The sequence below is a fragment of the Fibrobacter sp. UWH5 genome (assembly GCF_900142505.1).
GTDB lineage: Bacteria > Fibrobacterota > Fibrobacteria > Fibrobacterales > Fibrobacteraceae > Fibrobacter.
Genome location: NZ_FRBB01000016.1, coordinates 1 through 17601, shown reverse-complemented (window position 1 = coordinate 17601; position 17601 = coordinate 1). Strand labels below are relative to the sequence as shown.

Below are 17601 nucleotides of genomic sequence, written 5' to 3'. Positions count from 1 at the left end.
TGGGTATATAAAAAGGGAGTGGCTTATGCTAAATAAAATTCGTCTACTGTTTGCCAACTTCAGGTTGCGAAAGCGTTTGTTGGCTGTAGCGGATGCATGCATCGTTGTTTTTGCAGGGCTAGTAGCGAATGTTCCTCTCCCTTTGTTTGCAGAACGTATCGGACGCCCCGACCTCATTGTCATTTTTGCATTGACTGTATTGACCTGCTTTGGTTCCCTGATTTTTATGGGGGCCTACAATAAGCTGTGGCGCTATTTTAGCAAGAAGGATTACCTGAGCTGTATCTATGGCTGCCTTTTGGGCATGTTCCTGGGATACTTCTTGCTGTACCTGACTACCGAAAAAGTATTCATTGAGTTTCAGATCCTCCACTTTATCGTGGCGACCTTTGGCATTTGCGCTTTCCGCTACCTGTTCAAGGATGCCTTTATGGTGCTCCTTAAGACCGGCATAGACGAAGCCCACCGCAAGCGCACCATGATCATTGGTGCCGGCAGCGCCTCTTTGGCTTTGCTCCGTGAATTCAAGGTGGCCTCGGAAGATATGTCATCTGACAATGCGGCCAGCAAGATCAATCCTGTTTGCCTGATTGATGATGACCGTGATAAGATCGGTAAGACCTTTGAAGGGGTTCTTGTTGCCGGCGGTACCAGCGAAATCCCAAAAATCGCAAGGCTCGAACGCATCGAAGAAATCCTTTTCTGCATTCCCAGCTGCCCGGCCCCCGACCGCCAGAAAATTTTGGAAATCTGTAACGACACCAACCTGCCTGTAAAGGTGGTCCCCTTCCTGGGCAATATTGTGGAATCCGGCAATTACGTGGGCCAGATCCGCGACATCAAGGTAGAAGACCTGCTGGGCCGTGAACCAATCAAGTTCAACAACAAGGATGTGCGCAACTTTATCGAAGGCAAGGTCTGCATGGTTAGTGGCGGCGGTGGCAGTATCGGTAGCGAACTGGTACGCCAGATTGCCAAGTACAATCCCAAGCAGGTGATTATCATAGACATTTACGAAAACAATGCCTACGATATCCAGCAGGAACTGGTCATGGAATATGGCAAGGAACTGAACCTGGTGACCCTGATTGCCAGTGTGCGAGACTACTTCCGCATGAACGAAATCTTCAAGACCTACAAGCCCGACGTGGTGTTCCATGCCGCCGCCCACAAGCATGTGCCCCTTATGGAACACAACCCCATGGAAGCCATCAAGAACAACGTGATGGGTACCTTTAACATGGGTTGCCTGGCCCTGTTCAACAATGTACAGAAGTTCGTGATGATCAGTACCGATAAGGCCGTGAACCCCACCAACGTCATGGGGGCTAGCAAGCGCTGCTGCGAAATGATCGTGCAGTACCTGAGCCAGCAGGCCGGCAGCAAGACCGAGTTCGTGACCACCCGTTTTGGAAACGTGCTGGGCAGCAACGGTAGCGTGATCCCCCTGTTTAAGCGCCAGATCGAAAAGGGCGGCCCCGTGACCGTGACCCACCCCGACATAATCCGCTACTTTATGACCATTCCCGAGGCGGTGAGCCTGGTGATGGAAGCGGCCTCCATTGCCAAGGGTGGCGAAATCTTTGTGCTGGACATGGGCCAGCCGGTCAAGATCGTTAGCCTGGCCGAGAACCTGATTCGCATGTACGGCAAGGTGCCCTACAAGGATGTGGAAATCAAGTTTACCGGTTTACGCCCCGGCGAAAAGATCAAGGAAGAACTCCTCATGAACGAAGAGGGGTTGCTGCGCACAAAGAACAAGCTGATCTTTATCGGAAAGCAGATCGAAATCGACATGGATCAGTTTATTGTGGCGCTGTGGACCTTGCGTAATGCGGCCAAGAAAAATGACGACAAGGCTGCCATCAGCGCCCTGCATGACATAGTGCCTACTTTTACTACACCCGAAGAATTCAACAAGACCGTAATGATGAAGGCCCTATAGGGGGTCGACCTAATCGCATTTCTTGCGGTTCTGCCAGGTGCTTTCGTTGAAGAGCTGGCCTTCGCTGAGGCCGTACTTTTCCTGAATGCCGGCTTCACGGATGGCATCTTCGATGGAGACTTTTCCGCGGATGGCCTGGGTGTAAATTAGCACCTTGCGTCGGACAGTTTCTGGATCTTCGTTGAGCATTTCTAGGCGGAAATGGTTTACGCCGGAGGTGCGGAGTTGAGGCATCAATTTAAGCGCAGACTGGGGACGGCCTACGAATAGGGTGTTGCGGCATTCTGCGTCGGATTGCAGGAAGTGGCGTTCTCCCTTGTGGTCCAGGATTTCCACCTTGTGCTGGGTGCAGATTTTTCCGCATTCCGGGAAGCGGCGGCCTGTAGTAAGGCTGCGGGCGAAAGCGCAATATTCCGAATGGAAGGCGGGCATGTACTGGTGAAGGGTCAGTTCCAGGCGGCTGCCGTCGATGTTTTTCAGCAGGTCGAAAAGCTGGGTGCTGTTTAGATCCCAGGAGGGGTGGATTGTCTGCAGTCCCTGATCCAGAAGCCATTCGTAGCTGGCGGAGTTGGCGGCGTTCAGGCTGTAGTCGCCTACGAGAGGGATCCCGCTATCCTTGAGGATGGACAGGGAACCAAGATTGCGGACAAGGGCGAAATCCGGGCAGAGTTCCAGAATCTTTTTCAGGTAATGATTTTCGCCGGGCTTGTGGATTCGCAGGGTGGCCATGCCAGCCTTAAAACCAAGTTCACGAATCTGCTGGAGGGGTTCGTCATATTTGACGCCCCAGTCGAAATCCATGATGACGTTGTCGATGTCTAATCCCTTGAGGGCGGCAATCTGTTCCGGGTTGCGGACCAGCACGGAGATGACGGGCTTTGCAACTTTGTGGACGATGCCGAATTCTTTTTGCGTGTCATCCTGAGCGGAGCGGAGCGAAGCCGATGGATCTTGAGCAGCTGCGGACTTCTTGGCGGCAACGGCGAACTTTGCAGAAATTGTCTGCAGGAATTTTTTTCCGTTTGCGGCGCTGATATTCATTTCCTTCCACTGCAGGGAGGAGGCTCCCAGCTGTTGAATTGCGGACTGTCGCAGGTTGCGCAGCACCTTTCCGGGTACGAAAGGTGCGCCGGCCACGTGGACCATCAGACTTCCAAGTTCATAGGGCGTGGCCGACAGGCCCCCAAGTTCCTTGCGGGCCAGCGCTTCCAGAGCTGCAGGGTCGACTGCATTTTTCGCCTGTTCCAAAATCTGTTCGCTTTGTACTTCTGCGGCCTTATCCATCCCTTGCATCAGGGGGGTTCCCGCCAGCCAGACTTTCAAGGTCAGAGGTTCGCCCACCGCACCGGAAAGTTCCATGTTCACCGCACGCTTGGTTTCCTGATTTCGGTCGGTAAATGTCTTGCGCAGTTCCTTTTCCAGGGTGGGGGAGTCGTTGCGGAAAACGTCCATGTTGCGGCCGATCTTTCGTGTGTCGAAATCGTAGCCGAAGTCCAGGCGCAGCAGCGGACCCATGCCGCGCATGCCGTCTCCACGCTTGCTGTGGGCGTTATGTACAATCTGCGCTCCGTACAGGCGGCTTCCCAGGGAGACGCCAAAGCGGTAATCTTCAAAGAGGATGCCGTCGCCGGGGCGGGGGAGCCATTCCTTTTCGGCGGTTACAAAAACAGATGAACGCTCTACCTTGACGACTTTACCTAAATAAAGACCGTGATGATTGCTGAAGGTTCCGTTCACCAGTTCCTGGTGGTTGTCGCCATCAAGCCAGCCGGTAGTCAACCCGCGGGAGAACAAGACTTCCAGCGGTTCCAAGTCTGAACTTTCCAGACCGAGATCGCCCCGCTTGCTGGTGGCTGCGGAAATGTTGTCCAACGCCTTTCTATAGGCTCTAGTTACGGCAGCCACGTATTCCGGGCTCTTCAGACGGCCTTCCACCTTCAGGGATTCCACGCCGATTTCGGCAAGTTCCTCAAGCTTGGGGAGGGCGCACAAATCGCGGGTGCTGAACAAATACTGGGCGTCGGTTTCGGTGAATTCCTTGCCGTCTACAAAAATGCGGTAGGGGAGGCGGCAACTTTGGGCGCACTGGCCTCGGTTTGCGGATCTTCCGCCGAAGTTTTCACTGGTGAGGCACTGGCCGGAATAGGAGACGCAAAGGGCTCCGTGTACGAACACTTCGATTTCAAGGTCGGTTCCGCTCTTGACGGCGGCAATCTGCTTGGCCGAAAGTTCGCGGCTCAAAACGGCGCGGTTAAAGCCGATGGATTTTACCAGGTTTACGCCCTCGGCGCTGGCCAGGGTCATCTGGGTGCTGGCGTGGATTTCCTGTTCCGGGCAAATTGCGCGAATCAAGCGGGCGAGGCCAATGTCCTGGATAATAAAGGCGTCGGGTTTCAAGGCGATAATCTGGGCCAGGAATTCCGGCAACTCCTGCAGCTCACGCTCGAAAACAAGAACGTTCATGGCCATGAAACTGCGGACGCCTCGGCTTCGGGCATACTCGATCATGGCCTTTACATCTTCAAAGGAAAAGTCTTCGGTACGGCCGCGAGCGTTCCAGTGGGGAACCCCGAAATACACGGCGTTGGCCCCGTTCTTGACGGCGGCTTCCAGCATTTCCCAGGTTCCAACAGGCATCAAAAGTTCTTGTTCTTTCATCATTGCGTACCGGATTTTAAATTACGCTCCACAAGATAGAAATTACCATCCATTCTAATTTCTATTATTGGGAACATGAAGTTTTATTCCCTTTTGTCTTTGATTTTTATTCTAATGGCTTTCTCTTTTATGGGCTGCGCCGATAAGGATGCACAGGCCGAAATTACACGCCTGAAACAGAATAACGCCAGTCTTCAGCACTCTGTAGATTCGCTTCAGCATACCCTGGATTCCCTGAACGCCTACGGCGATTCCGTGAAGAAATCTTTACAAAAGCTGGATATGCACCTCTAACTTTGGGGCCTTCGGCCTGAAAATTAAGGAAACAGCGGGTTATGCCCGCTTTTTTTATATAAAAAGTCTGATATTCCAACTTGAACTGCCACCTCTAGTCGGTCGGTGCGGGGGATTCGTTGTGAATATTTTGTATATTTGGCCTCGTGGCAAAAACTCGTCTACCGCTGCGGCGGAGACCCCTTTAAATGCTTCGCCGGCCCAATTTGCCCGAAGCCTTATGGCCAGTCAAGCCTCTCCGGAGGCGCTAGTAAGATGGCTTTAAGCATAAATCCGAATACGGATTACATTAACCCAACGCCACACCGCCTGCGGGTTCTTCCAGCCTGTAGTCGCGGTCAACCCTTATTTATGAGGTGCCCCGAATGGAATACATCGCAATCGCTCTCTCACTCGTTGCAGTGATCTTGAGCATCGTTATCCTGACTAAGGTTAACAAGCTCCTTACTATGCTTCGTACCCCGATTTTCAAGAAGCTCACCCCCGACATGAACCTGAAGCCGGGCGCACGCCGCCCCGTTAACGCTCAGGAAATGGCTCAGCGCGGTGAACGCAACAACAAGGAAAATCGCCAGAAGGAAAATAAGGAACGTCCTGCAAAGGAAAACCGCGAAAATCGCGAAAACAAGGCCGCCAACGCTGCACAGCCGGCTGCCCGTAATGAACAGCGTGAACAGCGCGCTGAACGCAACGAACGTGGCAACCGCCGCGACCGTCGCGAAGGCCGCCCGGAACGTCCCCGTCGTGAATTCAACGCCGCCGCTGCAGCTCCTGCCGCAGAAGCCGCCGCTCCCGTAGCTGCCGCTACCGAAGCTGCTGCACCGGTCGCCGCTGAAGCTCCTGTTGCTGAACGCCGTCCCCTCGCTCCTCGCATCCCGGTTGAAACTCCGGCCGCTCCCGCAGCACCCGCAGTTGAAGCCCCCGCCGCAGCTCCCGCAGCTGTTGCAGCACCGGTTGTGAACGAAGCTGATATTGCTCCGGTTGAAACCACTTTCGATCCGTCCAAGGTTCGCTATGGCCGCCGCAACGTGATCAAGAAGGCTCCGGAACTGGCTGACGACGAAGCTTAATTAGCTTGGCTCAAAGCATTAAAAAATCCTCCGCAGAAATGCGGGGGATTTTTTTAATTACGAATTACGAGATACGAGTTATGAGATATTTGTCTGCGTTTGTCATCCTGAGCGGAGCGAAGGATCTAGTGGCGCAGACTCAAATTATGAGATACGAACTGTGAGCGATGAGCTGTGAGCTAAAGTAAGGCGCCTTCGGCGCGATTATCTAGCTCAAAGGAGCCGAAGGCTCCGTCCTCATACCTGAAAGCGAGCTTTGCGAGCGCCCTCATACCTAGAACCTCGTTCCTTAGAATTCGATCAGTCCCTTTTCTTCGTCGGCGAGGATTACCTTGGTTGCCATGTCGACGAACAGACCGTGACCGACGATACCGACGATGTGTTCCAGTTCGCGAGCCAGCTTGTCTGCATCAGCAATAGGAGCAAACTTGGCGTCGGCAATGAGGTTGCCAGAATCGCTAATCACCGGACCGTCCTTACCGGGAGCGCCCATACGGACCTTGACTTCGCCACCCAGCTTGGCAACGCGTTCGGTTACGACTGCGATTGCACCCGGGATGATTTCCAGAGGAACTGCGAACTTGGTACCCAGCTGGTTCACCTTCTTGCCGCTGTCTGCGATAATCACGTAGTTGTCGGTCATGGAGGCCACAATCTTTTCAAGCAGGTGGGCTGCACCGCGGCCCTTGATCAGGTTGCGGTTGTCGTCGATTTCGTCGGCACCGTCAATGACCATGTCCAGGTGAGAGACTTCGCCCATTTCCTTCAGGGGGATGCCCAGAGCGCGGCACTGCAGGGTGGTGCTCCAGCTAGTAGAAACGCCAACCACCTTGATACCTTCGGTCTTGATGCGTTCTGCCAGGCGGTTAACCATGTGGGCTGCGGTGCTTCCAGTGCCAAGACCGACGGTCATGCCGTCCTTGATCATGTCAGCGGCGCGTACGCCTGCGGCTTTCTTCAGTTCATCCATGTTGGCCATTATCGCCATCTCCTGTTGAAATTATCGGGGTTGTTAAGATCGTCGCCGAATTCGTCGAACTCATCCTGTTCGTCAAATTCGTCCTTATCGGGAAATCCTGATTCCAGTTCGGTAAAGCTGGGGGATTCTACGGCAATGACCTGCACGTCAAAGGTCAGGTCCTTACCGGCAAAGGGGTGGTTGCCGTCTACGATTACGGTTTCCTTGCGGATTTCCTTGATGGTGTATATACCGTCAGCTTCGTTATCGTCGTCGCTGTCCAGGTTCAGTCCATCTACAAATTCGTCGGCCGTTTCGGGTAACTGGAACTCACGGATGTCTTCATCCTGATACATTTCCAGTTCCATGCCCAGCCAGATTTCACCAATTTCTTTCAGTTCGTCCTTAGGGACTTCCAGGATCAAGTCATCGCGGAAAAGACCGTAGCCGAGATTCGCGTCAATGTCGATTGTGAATTTCTCGCCAACGCGGCGACCATTCAAGGCACTCTCCAGACCGGGGATAATGTTGTTGTACCCATGAATGTACACGAAGGGGTGGGATGCCGGCACTTCTTCCAGAATCTTCCCGGACCTTTCCATTAAAGTGTAGGCAATGCTGACCTTCAGCTTGTCTTGAACAATTTCCATACGACGCAAAAATAGTAAATAGAGCCGTATTTTTAAATGCGTATGACGTTTAAGGCCTTAGCTTTGTAGAAAAGAAAACTTAATTTTTGCTTTTCTCGCCACCTAATTCTCTCATATTTCTTCTTTTTTATTTAAATTAGGCTCATGCTTTACGGAATTTGCTCTGATATCCATTCTAACGCCGAAGCTTTCAAGGCTGTGCTCCAGTCCATGGAAGATAATGGTGTAGATCGGAAGGTTTGTCTTGGTGATTTGGTGGGGTACGGCGCAGACCCTGATGAATGTGTAGCCCTGGCTCGTGAAAATATGGACATCTGCATTATCGGTAATCACGATAGTGTCGCCATCAAGCACGAATCCAGCGAAGGCTTTAACCCCTATGCCAAGCAGGCTATCGAATGGACCCAGACCCACCTTTCCAAGGAATCTGTGGAATACATGCGCAGCCTGACCTACATCCGTGAAGAAAACGATATTTGCTTCGTTCACGCATCGCCCCTGAGCCCTGCAGACTGGGTCTATGTGACAGAACTGGAAGATGCTCTGGACGCCTTCGATCATTTTTCTGGCCGCTACTGTTTTGTGGGACATACCCATAGCCCGGTTATCGTGGCAAGCCGCCCCATGGCCATTCCCAAGATTCTGGATGAATACGAATATACCATCGAGAATACGGAACGTCTGCTGGTGAACGTCGGCAGTGTGGGGCAGCCTCGTGACCGCGATCCCCGTTCCTGCTGGTGCCTGCTGGATACCGAAACCAAGTGCGTGCGCATCATCCGCGTGGATTACGACATCGCCAAGACCCAGGAACGCATGCGCAAGCAGGGAATGGCAAACTTCCTGATCGACCGCTTGTCAGTTGGAAGATAGTAGCCTCCATGAAATGGGTTCTCGCAGTTTTTGGTAAGGCAGGTTCGCCTTTTGTTGCCGACGAAGTCGACAAGTACGTCAAGCGTCTCCGTGGGGGAGCCATCCCTCTGGAAGTCGTGGAACTCAAGGAATCGAAGCTGGACGACCGAAACCAGTCCCTGGCGCAGGAAGCAGCCCTTTTCGAGAAGAAATTCCCCAAGAGCGATTTCAAGCGGATCATTCTTTCTGAAGAGGGGAAGCTGATGGACACGGTCAAACTATCTGACACGCTCCGTGACCGCTTCCCGGGAAATGTGGTATTTCTGATCGGTTCCGCATACGGTATAGACGAGAATTTGAAGAAAACCGCCGATATGCTGTTGAGCCTGTCTCCTCTGACTTTTACCCACGACCATGCCCGAATCATCTTTGCGGAACAGCTCTACCGGGCCCAGATGGTGATGCAAAATCACCCGTACCACCACAGGTAGTGGCTGGACCATACAGGTTGTAATAAAAATATCTGTTTTTCGGGGTGTTTTTGTATAGTTAGATGTTCTGAACCCGACGTAATCATCTATATTCTTGTCCATGGGTTCCGAATATTATGACAATCATTTCTCGTATTTTCTAGACAACAACGAAAAAAGGATGAATGGCATTTTTTGCCGCATCCTCTGGTATTGCTGCCTTGTTTCTCCGACGATCGCCTTAGGCGTTCTTTTTGCCGCCTTTCCTGGCGTCACTTATTGGGCCTGTCTCCAGTCTTTTTTGGTGATTTTCGTTTTCGCCATCGGCCATTCGGTGCTTTATAAGTTCAAGCCTGAAAGTTCCATTATCAAGTACATTGGACTGGTAGGTGCCTTGGTGACCATCTACGTCATGAGTATTGGCCACATGGACATCTCGCTAAGCTACTTCTTTGTGCCCATGACCAGCCTTCTGTATTGTAAGCGCAGGACTTTCGTCACCATGAGCATCCTCAGCTATTTGATGATGTTGGTCAGCAACTGGCAGATTTCAGAATTCGAGGCCAGCGCCCTTGCTAATCCGGATGCCGTCGAATGGTTTGTTACCCACATTGACGGAATGACCATCGAGTTCGTGGTGATGTTCGTAAGTGGCTTCTTTATTAACAAGGCCATGGTTAAGCACCTGAAGACCATGTACAGTAATGAAGTGAATATCAATAAGAGTGAGCATTCCGCCTACACAGATCAGCTAACTGGATTGTGGAACCGCAGGTACATGGAACGCGCCTTTGACAAGTTCATGGTGGTTCAGCACAATTCCGGAGCCATGCTGGTGGTGGATATGGACCATATGAAGGTGGTGAATGACTCTTATGGACATCTGGAAGGGGATAGGGCCATTAAGTTGTTCGCAAACATCTTGCAGAAGACTTTTGACAAGTCTGAATCCGTGACCATCTGCCGTTTCGGCGGTGATGAATTCGTGGTGCTCTTGCCCAACGTGAAGAGCATGGCCGATTTGACCTTGTGCATCAGCCATCTGATTTCTAATTCCGACGAAACTTTCTGCAACGACGAAAAATTGAATGTCATCAATATTTCGATAGGGGCGGCCTTTGCAAACGACCTGGATATGAACTATCAGGCCCTATTTGATCGCGCAGACAAGGCCCTTTATGATGTGAAAAAGTCAGGTCGTAACAGCTACCAGATTTACACCGAGATGTAATAAACAGTTAAAAGCCCTGTCAAATTTAAGAAGAACAGTCGAGGTGTCGGCTGTTTTTTCTATCTTTACCGCCGCAAAAAAATGAACCCTAATTCTTGAGTTCCTGGCTTCAAACCTTTTGCCTTGAACCTAGAGCCTTTTTTATGAACGAAGAAATTTCTAAACGCCGCACTTTCGCCATCGTTAGCCATCCTGACGCTGGTAAGACAACCATTACCGAAAAGTTCCTGTGGTACGGCAACGTAATCCGTGAAGCAGGCCATGTTCGTGCCAAGTCCAACCGCAGCTACACGGTTTCTGACTGGATGAAGATCGAACAGCAGCGTGGTATTTCTGTTTCCAGTTCCGTTCTGAATTTCCCCTTCGAAGGTTGCATGTTCAACCTGGTCGATACCCCGGGCCATCAGGACTTCTGCGAAGATACTTACCGCGCCCTGACCGCTGTGGACGCAGCCCTGGTGCTTATCGATAGCGTGAACGGCGTAGAAAAGCAGACCATCCGCCTCATGAACGTGTGTCGCATGCGCCACACTCCGATTATCACCTTCATCAACAAGATGGACCTTGATGGTCGCCATGTGCTGGACCTGCTGGATGAAATCGAAAATGTCCTGAAGATCAAGGTGGCTCCCTTTACTCTGCCCATTGGCGTGGGTAAGCTTTTCAAGGGTGTGTACTGCATCGCCGACAATACCTTCCATACTTTTAACAAGGAAGAAGGGGAGCAGCAGCTTATCCAGATGACTGGTCCCGATGATCCCCGCCTGGTTGAAATGTGCGGCGAGAACTGGGTGGAACAGTTCAAGGAAGAATACGAAATGGTCACTGGCGCTATGGATCCGTTTGACCACGAAAAGTTCCTGAAGGGGGAGATGTGCCCCGTGTTCTTTGGCAGTGCCGTGAACAACTTCGGTGTACGTCAGCTGTTGAACGCCTTTGCTCAGTTGGCTCCTCCTCCCATGATCCGCGATACCGACAAGCGTCCTGTGGATCCGGGTGAAGATGCTTTTAGCGCATTTGTGTTTAAGATCCAGGCTAACATGGACCCCAAGCACCGTGACCGTACCGCATTCCTGCGTATCTGCTCCGGTAGCTTTACCCGTGGCGAAAAGGTTTTCCATGTGCGTACCGGCCGAGAAATCCGTCTGGCTGCTCCTACCGCATTCCTGGCCAAGGACAAGGAAGTCATTGACAATGCCTGGGCAGGCGACATCGTGGGTATTAACGACCCCGGTCTGTTCCGCATCGGCGATACTCTGACCGATGGTGAAAAGATGAGCTACACCGGCATTCCTGACTTCGCTCCGGAACATTTTGCCCGCGTCACCCTCCTGAACCCGCTGAAGTCCAAGCAGATGGCCAAGGGCCTGGCTGAACTTTCTGAAGAAGGTGCTACCCAGCTTTATGAACCTATGAAGTCCGCTATTCCGGTGATCGGTGTGGTGGGTGAACTGCAGTTCGACGTGCTGAAGTTCCGTCTCCAGAGTGAATACGGCGCTGACGTTTCTTTGGATCGCGTACCCGCTCACGGTATCCGCTGGGTCTCCGGCCCCGAAAAGGACGTGAACAAGTTCGCTGAAGAATATGCCATGGACTGCATGCTGGACAAGGAACGCAACTTAGTTTGTCTGTTCCCCAACGAATATCGTCTGAATCTGGCTATCAAGAATTACGAAAACTTGACCTTCGCAGAAACCTCCCAGGGATAGTTTCAACGAATCGGCCTTCGGGTAAAAAAATTACGAGATGCAGTAAATTCGCTGCATCTCTTTTTTAAACATCAGGCAAACACCTTGCTTTACTGTTTATTGCATGAACACATCGAAAAAAAAACAAAGTTTTTTGCTAAATTTACTGCACTTATGAAATGCTTTATCTATGACACCACGCTGCGCGACGGCAATCAAGATCGCAAGATTAGTCTCTCTCTGGCCGATAAAATCCAGATTACTCGAATTCTTGACTCTTTCGGTATTGATTACATTGAAGGCGGCTGGCCTAACCCGAGCAACCCTACCGACGAAGAATACTTCCGCGAAGTCAAGAAGCTTAAGCTGAAGCATGCCAAGATTGCTGCATTCGGCAGCACCCGTCGTCCGAAGATTCTTCCCGAGAAGGATCCGCTGCTCCAGGCATTGGTGAAGTCCGAGGCTCCCGTAAAGACCATCTTCGGCAAGAGCTGGGATCTCCACGTTACTGAAGTCATTCATACTACTCTGGAAGAAAACCTGGACATGATCCAGTCTTCCATCGAATTTTTGAAGGAACATTCCGAAGAAGTCATTTACGATGCCGAACATTTCTTTGACGGCTATAAGGCTAATCCGGAATACGCTCTTGAAACCTTGAAGGCTGCCGCCCTCGGTGGTGCAGACTTCATCGTTCTTTGCGATACCAATGGCGGTACCATGCCGTGGGAACTGGAAGAAATTTTTGATGCCGTTAAGGAACACGTGGACGTACCTCTGGGCATCCATGTGCATAACGATTCTGGCCTTGCTGTGGCCAACAGCATCTATGCCGTAAAGTCCGGTGCAGAAATGATCCAGGGCGTCATCAACGGTTACGGTGAACGTTGCGGTAACGCAAACCTCACCACCATCATGGCTGACCTCAACTTCAAGATGGGCGTGAAGTTCTTTGCCGCCAAGAAGATGGCTGGACTTCGCAAGCTGTTCCTCAGCGTCGACCAGATTGTGAACTTGGCTAGCGACGTCCGCGCACCGTACGTGGGCGAGGCCGCCTTTGCCCATAAGGGCGGAGCACACATCGATGGCGTCATGAAGGTGTCCCGCAGTTTCGAACATGTGGATCCCCATTCCATCGGTAACGACCGCGTATTCGTCACCAGCGATCAGGCTGGCGGCTCTTTGGTTGTAGAAAAGCTGAAGGCCATCAAGCCGGGCATCGACAAGAAGGACCCCATGGTGGCAAAGCTTTTGCTTGCCATCAAGGAAAAGGAAAACGCCGGCTGGCACTTCGACTCTGCCGAAGCCAGCTTCAAGATGCTGGTTTACCGCCAGCTGGGTATGTTCACTGAACCTTTTGAATTCATGAACTATCGCGTCACCGAAGACAAGACTCCTCAGGGACTCTCTGTTTCCCAGGCCAGCGTCAAGCTGAAGATTGGCGACAAGATCAGCCATCAGGTGAGCGAAGGTGACGGTCCGGTGAACGCTCTGGATGCCGCATTGCGTAAGGCTCTGCTGCCGTTCTTCCCGTACATGGCCAAGGTCCGCCTGGACGACTTTAAGGTCCGCGTTCTAGGTTCTTCTGTGGGTTCCGACGCTCTGGTCCGCGTGTGGACTACCTTCGGCGACGACAAGGAACATTGGAATGTGGCAGGTGTCAGCACCAACATCATCGAAGCCAGCTGGCTTGCCTTGATGGACGGTCTGTGCTACAAGATTTTGAAGGAAACTAAGAAATGCAAATAGTTAAGGCTACTCCTAATTCTAAGGAAATTGAACGCATTTGCGGTCGCGAAGTTGCTCCCAGCCGCGAGATTTATAACAAGGTTGTAGATATCCTTGCCGACATCAAGAAGGGCGGCTACGCCAAGGCTGTAGAATACGCCCAGAAGTTCGACGGCCTCAAGGGCAAGAATATCCGCGTATCTGAAAAGGAAATCGAAAAGTCTGCCGCCAAGTGCCCCGCCGATTTGCAGAAGGCTCTCAAGCAGGCCATCAAGAACGTCCGCGATTTCCACCAGAACCAGATGGAAGAATCCTGGCTCATGGAAGGTAAGGACGGTGTAGTTCTTGGTCAGCGCATCCGCCCCATGAAGCGCGTTGGCCTTTACGTTCCCGGTGGTGCTGGCATTTACCCCAGCACCGTGATCATGAATGCTGTGCCCGCACTGGTGGCTGGTGTTCAGGACATCGTTGTGGTGACCCCCATCAAGGGCGAAATCAACCGTGCCGTGGCTTTCGTGCTCCAGCAGTTGGGCATTACCGAAGTCTACCACATCGGTGGCGCACAGGCTATCGGCCTGTTGGCCTACGGTGCCAAGGATTCCAAGGGCAAGACCATCGTTGAACGCGTCGACAAGATTGTGGGCCCGGGTAACGTTTTCGCTGCCGTCGCCAAGAAGGAAGTCTTCGGCGTTGTGGATATCGACATGGTGGCAGGCCCCTCTGAAGTTCTCGTCATGGCCGACAAGACTGCCGATCCTGACTTCGTTGCAGCCGACCTGCTTTCCCAGGCTGAACACGGTTCCGGTTTCGAAGCCGCCATCTGCATTACTGACGACATGGAAACCGCCCAGATGATTTCTGCCTGCGTAGACGTCCAGGTTGAAAACAGCCCCAAGAAGGAACTGCTCCAGAAGGTGCTGGACAACTTCGGCCGCATCCTTGTGGTGAAGGATTGGTTCGATGGCGTTGCCATTGCAAACAAGATTGCTCCGGAACATCTGGAAGTCATGACCGACGAAGCGGAATCCATGGCTGCCCAGATTGAAAACGCCGGCGCCGTGTTTATCGGTCACTGGTCTTCTGAACCTGTGGGCGACTACTTCGCAGGCCCCAACCATGTGCTGCCCACCAACGGCACTGGCCGCTTCTTCAGCCCTCTCGGCGTATACGACTTCCTGAAGCGCATGTCCATCATCCGCTACAGCGAAAAGGCCATCAAGAAGAACGCCAAGGCAATCGCCGCTGTTGCAATGGAAGAAGGCTTCTACCATCACGCACAGGCTGTGCTGAAGCGCCTTTAGTTCAGCGCCGCTTCTTTAGAATAAATTTCTTGAATAAAGAAAAACTTTAAAACCGAGATGTTCATCTCGGCTTTTTCGTTGCATAACTAAATAAAATCGCAAAAATCAGAAAAGTATCCTTACGGCTTAAACATTTATGCCAAGAATCGTGCCGTTTCGGACCAGTATGTCTATGATCGTCTGGGAAGAATTTCATCTATTTCCGTCAAGAATGGTGCATCACTGTCTACGGAACTTGTGTCCTATGCATATTACCCTACAGGAAATGTTAAGACCGTAAGGCTTGGCAACAATGTTACAATTGATTATACCTACCATATCTCGGGTGCTGTAAAAACAGCCACTGCGAAAAATGCTGACGGGAAGAAGCTATTTGAAGAAGAACTCTACTATGAAGACTGTGGCAACCACAATTGCGTTCCTCAGTACAACGGTAACATCAGCTACATGGTTCATGAACTTGCTGCTAATGGGGAACAAAAACGTAGTAGCAAGTACGTGTACGACTTCATGAACCGTCTCACGTCTGTGGAGGATTCTGAACAGGATATGTTCAATGAATACTTTAAGTATGATGAACAGGGCCGAATTGTAAGCCAGCGCCGCGGCCAGGGTCGCGGGGGTGATGGCGCTACCGGCGGTGAGTACGGCTACTATGCAAACACGAACCGTCTCGAGAAGGTCTCCGGTGGCATGGGCGGAATGTCTGCTGCAAACCGCGATATGAGTGCTTCCGAGAACTTTGTTTACGATGCGGAAGGTAATCTCATCGAGGACAAATCCAAGAACCTCAAAATTTCCTATGATTGGAGAGGAATGCCGGTGGAATTTAGGATGGAAAGCAAATCAGGAAATGTACTTGAGAATACGCGTAGTTGCAGCAGGGACAGTGTCAGGGTGCTGATGGCATACGACGGCACCGGCAGACGTGTTTCAAAGACGCGGGAACGCAAGGCCTGCCTATCCGAGACATCCACTGGTGCGAACACTTCTGAACGAACATACGCCGCCGACTGGGAACGTGAACTCGTGACCCACTACACAGGCATCGGCACCGAGGTCCGCGAAAGTTTCCACAACGGCACTCCCAGCGAAACAAAGGTCGTGGTGAACATGCCCCAGGGCCTCGGCCGCTACGGCGTGGAAGATGCCACGAATCCCTTCTATGGTGTCGACAAGATGCAACTCGCGGGATACATCCCCAGCGCAAAATTTGAATGGTTTCTCAAGAATCATCTCGGAAGCACTATGCTCGTATACGGAACCTCCGCCTACAACGACACCTATTTTTCTGGCTACAAGGGTGGTGTGCAGGCCGCCTACGATTACCGTGCATTCGGCGAGCAGGTAACGCTCTCGGAACCCACCGACAAGGTGACCGAGAACTTCACAGGAAAAGAAAAAGACGACGAGACCGAGCTGAACTACTTCGGCGCAAGATATCTGGATCCAATGCTCGGATTGTGGATTTCAGTAGACCCAAAGAGACAATTTAGTAGTCCGTATTTGTATGCGGGAAATGGGATGAATCCTGTGAACGGGGTAGATGGGGATGGGAACATTATAACATTTGCATCTAAAGATGAACAGAATATGTTTGCTAATTTGTATTCTTCTTTAACTATCGAAGCTAAATCAAATATAGCCGTTTTAAGTGCGTCAAAAAATGTTTATAATTTGAACTTTAGGGAACCCCAACAAACCATGGTGTTTGAAGATACTTATGGTGATCCAATCAAAAATAAAACGAGTTATGGAAAATTTGAACCCAATGCAACTGGCGCTGAGATATATTTTGATGGAACTGCGAAATCTTTAGGCCATGAACTTGGTGGTCATGGATTTCAATATGAACAAATTTTAAATATTTTTCTTGAAAACGGCATTGATGGACAAGGTGCAGCGAATCTCTTCAAAAATACGTATAATGTTAATGAAGAATGGAGGACCGGTATAGAAAAGGAGGCTGCCAGAATAGGTGGACATGAATATGATTCAAAAGCATATGAAGATTTTGACTAGTTTGTTGTTTATTCCTCAGATTCTTCCAGCGCAAAATTTAATTACAAAGGAAATTCCTGGCTTGGATTCAGTTCTCCGTTCTGTGGCTGGTCTGGACGCAAATGCTTTAAAGCGAAATGCTGTTGTAGACTCTTTGGTTGTTGATATAAAAAAAGATGTCGAAAAAAAAGGAAATATATTAACAACAAAAAAAAGTTTTTTTTCATTGTTTGAAAAAAATCAGGAAACTCTAGATGCATTAATGCATGTATTTGTTGAGTACATGATAGGCAAAAAAGCGACAATGACTGTTATAGGTAGACAAAAAAATTCGCCATGGAAAATAAAGGCGATTCTATCATACTTTGAAGACGGATCAATAGTTGACAGCTATGTATATTTATGCATGGATGAACAGAAAATGGGTTTCTGTTCAAATATTGACTGATAAATAGTATAGTGAACAAGGGCCGCGCCTTCAATGGTGCGGCCTTTCAATTTTGCCAGTTTTACAGTTCTACAATTCAGCTTCCAAGATTCCCATAAACCACACTTCTCCTCAATTCAGTTCCTTGCATTGCAGGGGGCGGGATGCTCTTGAAGTATTCTTTTTGTTTTGACTTTGTTGACACGGCTTTTAAAATGTTGTATCTTAGATACCATGGCCGTTAAATGCATGTCACATGACTTGGATTACCGAAAGACGCACCTTGCTGTTGCTGCTATTGAAAATGCAGCGTTAAAGCTTGGTGTTG

The 17601-nt window shown here is 50.7% G+C and carries 14 protein-coding genes; 11 read left to right on the top strand and 3 right to left on the bottom strand.

All coding sequences use genetic code 11. The features are described 5' to 3' along the window. The first annotated feature begins 25 nt into the window (after positions 1 to 25). A complete protein-coding gene (locus tag BUB38_RS12025) occupies positions 26 to 1945 on the top strand; it encodes a polysaccharide biosynthesis protein (RefSeq protein WP_073160882.1) in 1920 nt (639 codons plus the stop codon). Between the two features lie 9 nt (positions 1946 to 1954). Here BUB38_RS12025 and BUB38_RS12020 read toward each other — a convergent pair whose 3' ends face one another. Further along, the gene (locus BUB38_RS12020) at positions 1955 to 4606 is read right to left on the bottom strand and encodes a U32 family peptidase (RefSeq protein ID WP_254794953.1); all 2652 of its coding nucleotides are present in this window, start codon (positions 4604 to 4606) and stop codon (positions 1955 to 1957) included. Positions 4607 to 4717: 111 nt separating this feature from the next. Here BUB38_RS12020 and BUB38_RS12015 point away from each other — a divergent pair, with 111 nt between their 5' ends. Together BUB38_RS12015 and BUB38_RS12010 are read left to right on the top strand one after the other, a co-directional pair. Beyond that, positions 4718 to 4897: a hypothetical protein gene (locus tag BUB38_RS12015; RefSeq protein ID WP_139258433.1), complete on the top strand. Its 180-nt coding sequence runs from the start codon at positions 4718 to 4720 to the stop codon at positions 4895 to 4897. A gap of 365 nt (positions 4898 to 5262) precedes the next feature. After that, positions 5263 to 5967 carry a hypothetical protein gene (locus BUB38_RS12010; RefSeq protein WP_073160878.1) on the top strand — a complete coding sequence of 235 codons (705 nt, stop codon included), beginning with the start codon at positions 5263 to 5265 and terminating at the stop codon, positions 5965 to 5967. A gap of 289 nt (positions 5968 to 6256) precedes the next feature. On the opposite strand, the gene rpiA is transcribed toward BUB38_RS12010, so the two are convergent. Together rpiA and BUB38_RS12000 are read right to left on the bottom strand one after the other, a co-directional pair. Next, complete coding sequence (gene rpiA / locus BUB38_RS12005; RefSeq protein WP_249269346.1) at positions 6257 to 6946, bottom strand: ribose-5-phosphate isomerase RpiA; 690 nt, start codon at positions 6944 to 6946, stop codon at positions 6257 to 6259. Continuing rightward, positions 6946 to 7575, bottom strand: coding sequence for an FKBP-type peptidyl-prolyl cis-trans isomerase (locus BUB38_RS12000; protein ID WP_073160874.1), 630 nt, complete (start codon positions 7573 to 7575; stop codon positions 6946 to 6948). Before BUB38_RS12000 ends, rpiA begins: the two co-directional genes overlap by 1 nt. A gap of 144 nt (positions 7576 to 7719) precedes the next feature. Here BUB38_RS12000 and BUB38_RS11995 point away from each other — a divergent pair, with 144 nt between their 5' ends. From BUB38_RS11995 to BUB38_RS11960, 8 genes are all read left to right on the top strand, one after another. Next, on the top strand, positions 7720 to 8448 hold the full coding sequence (locus tag BUB38_RS11995; RefSeq protein WP_073160872.1) for a metallophosphoesterase family protein: 729 nt from the start codon (positions 7720 to 7722) through the stop codon (positions 8446 to 8448). A gap of 8 nt (positions 8449 to 8456) precedes the next feature. Next, a complete protein-coding gene (locus BUB38_RS11990) occupies positions 8457 to 8918 on the top strand; it encodes a 23S rRNA (pseudouridine(1915)-N(3))-methyltransferase RlmH (protein WP_073160870.1) in 462 nt (153 codons plus the stop codon). Between the two features lie 160 nt (positions 8919 to 9078). Then, entirely contained in the window at positions 9079 to 10128 is a 1050-nt protein-coding gene (locus BUB38_RS11985; RefSeq protein WP_073160868.1) for a GGDEF domain-containing protein, read from the top strand. Between the two features lie 143 nt (positions 10129 to 10271). Next, on the top strand, positions 10272 to 11837 hold the full coding sequence (locus tag BUB38_RS11980) for a peptide chain release factor 3 (RefSeq protein WP_073160866.1): 1566 nt from the start codon (positions 10272 to 10274) through the stop codon (positions 11835 to 11837). Between the two features lie 153 nt (positions 11838 to 11990). After that, the gene (gene cimA, locus BUB38_RS11975; protein WP_073160864.1) at positions 11991 to 13565 is read left to right on the top strand and encodes a citramalate synthase; all 1575 of its coding nucleotides are present in this window, start codon (positions 11991 to 11993) and stop codon (positions 13563 to 13565) included. After that, positions 13556 to 14845: a histidinol dehydrogenase gene (hisD, locus tag BUB38_RS11970; RefSeq protein WP_073160863.1), complete on the top strand. Its 1290-nt coding sequence runs from the start codon at positions 13556 to 13558 to the stop codon at positions 14843 to 14845. Before cimA ends, hisD begins: the two co-directional genes overlap by 10 nt. Positions 14846 to 15082: 237 nt before the next feature. Continuing rightward, a complete protein-coding gene (locus tag BUB38_RS11965) occupies positions 15083 to 16867 on the top strand; it encodes an RHS repeat domain-containing protein (protein ID WP_073160861.1) in 1785 nt (594 codons plus the stop codon). Further along, the gene (locus BUB38_RS11960) at positions 16830 to 17294 is read left to right on the top strand and encodes a hypothetical protein (protein WP_139258432.1); all 465 of its coding nucleotides are present in this window, start codon (positions 16830 to 16832) and stop codon (positions 17292 to 17294) included. The genes BUB38_RS11965 and BUB38_RS11960 overlap by 38 nt, the downstream gene beginning before the upstream one ends. Positions 17295 to 17601: the final 307 nt, after the last annotated feature.

What these genes read in the sequence shown, in the direction of transcription:
- rpiA (WP_249269346.1), bottom strand. Translation starts at nt 6,946, where the DNA reads ATGGCCAACATGGATGAACTGAAGAAAGCCGCAGGCGTACGCGCCGCT.
- BUB38_RS11995 (WP_073160872.1), top strand. Translation starts at nt 7,720, where the DNA reads ATGCTTTACGGAATTTGCTCTGATATCCATTCTAACGCCGAAGCTTTC.
- BUB38_RS12015 (WP_139258433.1), top strand. Translation starts at nt 4,718, where the DNA reads ATGGCTTTCTCTTTTATGGGCTGCGCCGATAAGGATGCACAGGCCGAA.
- BUB38_RS12025 (WP_073160882.1), top strand. Translation starts at nt 26, where the DNA reads ATGCTAAATAAAATTCGTCTACTGTTTGCCAACTTCAGGTTGCGAAAG.
- BUB38_RS12000 (WP_073160874.1), bottom strand. Translation starts at nt 7,575, where the DNA reads ATGGAAATTGTTCAAGACAAGCTGAAGGTCAGCATTGCCTACACTTTA.
- cimA (WP_073160864.1), top strand. Translation starts at nt 11,991, where the DNA reads ATGAAATGCTTTATCTATGACACCACGCTGCGCGACGGCAATCAAGAT.
- BUB38_RS11980 (WP_073160866.1), top strand. Translation starts at nt 10,272, where the DNA reads ATGAACGAAGAAATTTCTAAACGCCGCACTTTCGCCATCGTTAGCCAT.
- BUB38_RS12020 (WP_254794953.1), bottom strand. Translation starts at nt 4,606, where the DNA reads ATGATGAAAGAACAAGAACTTTTGATGCCTGTTGGAACCTGGGAAATG.
- BUB38_RS11990 (WP_073160870.1), top strand. Translation starts at nt 8,457, where the DNA reads ATGAAATGGGTTCTCGCAGTTTTTGGTAAGGCAGGTTCGCCTTTTGTT.
- BUB38_RS11960 (WP_139258432.1), top strand. Translation starts at nt 16,830, where the DNA reads ATGAATATGATTCAAAAGCATATGAAGATTTTGACTAGTTTGTTGTTT.
- BUB38_RS12010 (WP_073160878.1), top strand. Translation starts at nt 5,263, where the DNA reads ATGGAATACATCGCAATCGCTCTCTCACTCGTTGCAGTGATCTTGAGC.
- BUB38_RS11985 (WP_073160868.1), top strand. Translation starts at nt 9,079, where the DNA reads ATGAATGGCATTTTTTGCCGCATCCTCTGGTATTGCTGCCTTGTTTCT.
- hisD (WP_073160863.1), top strand. Translation starts at nt 13,556, where the DNA reads ATGCAAATAGTTAAGGCTACTCCTAATTCTAAGGAAATTGAACGCATT.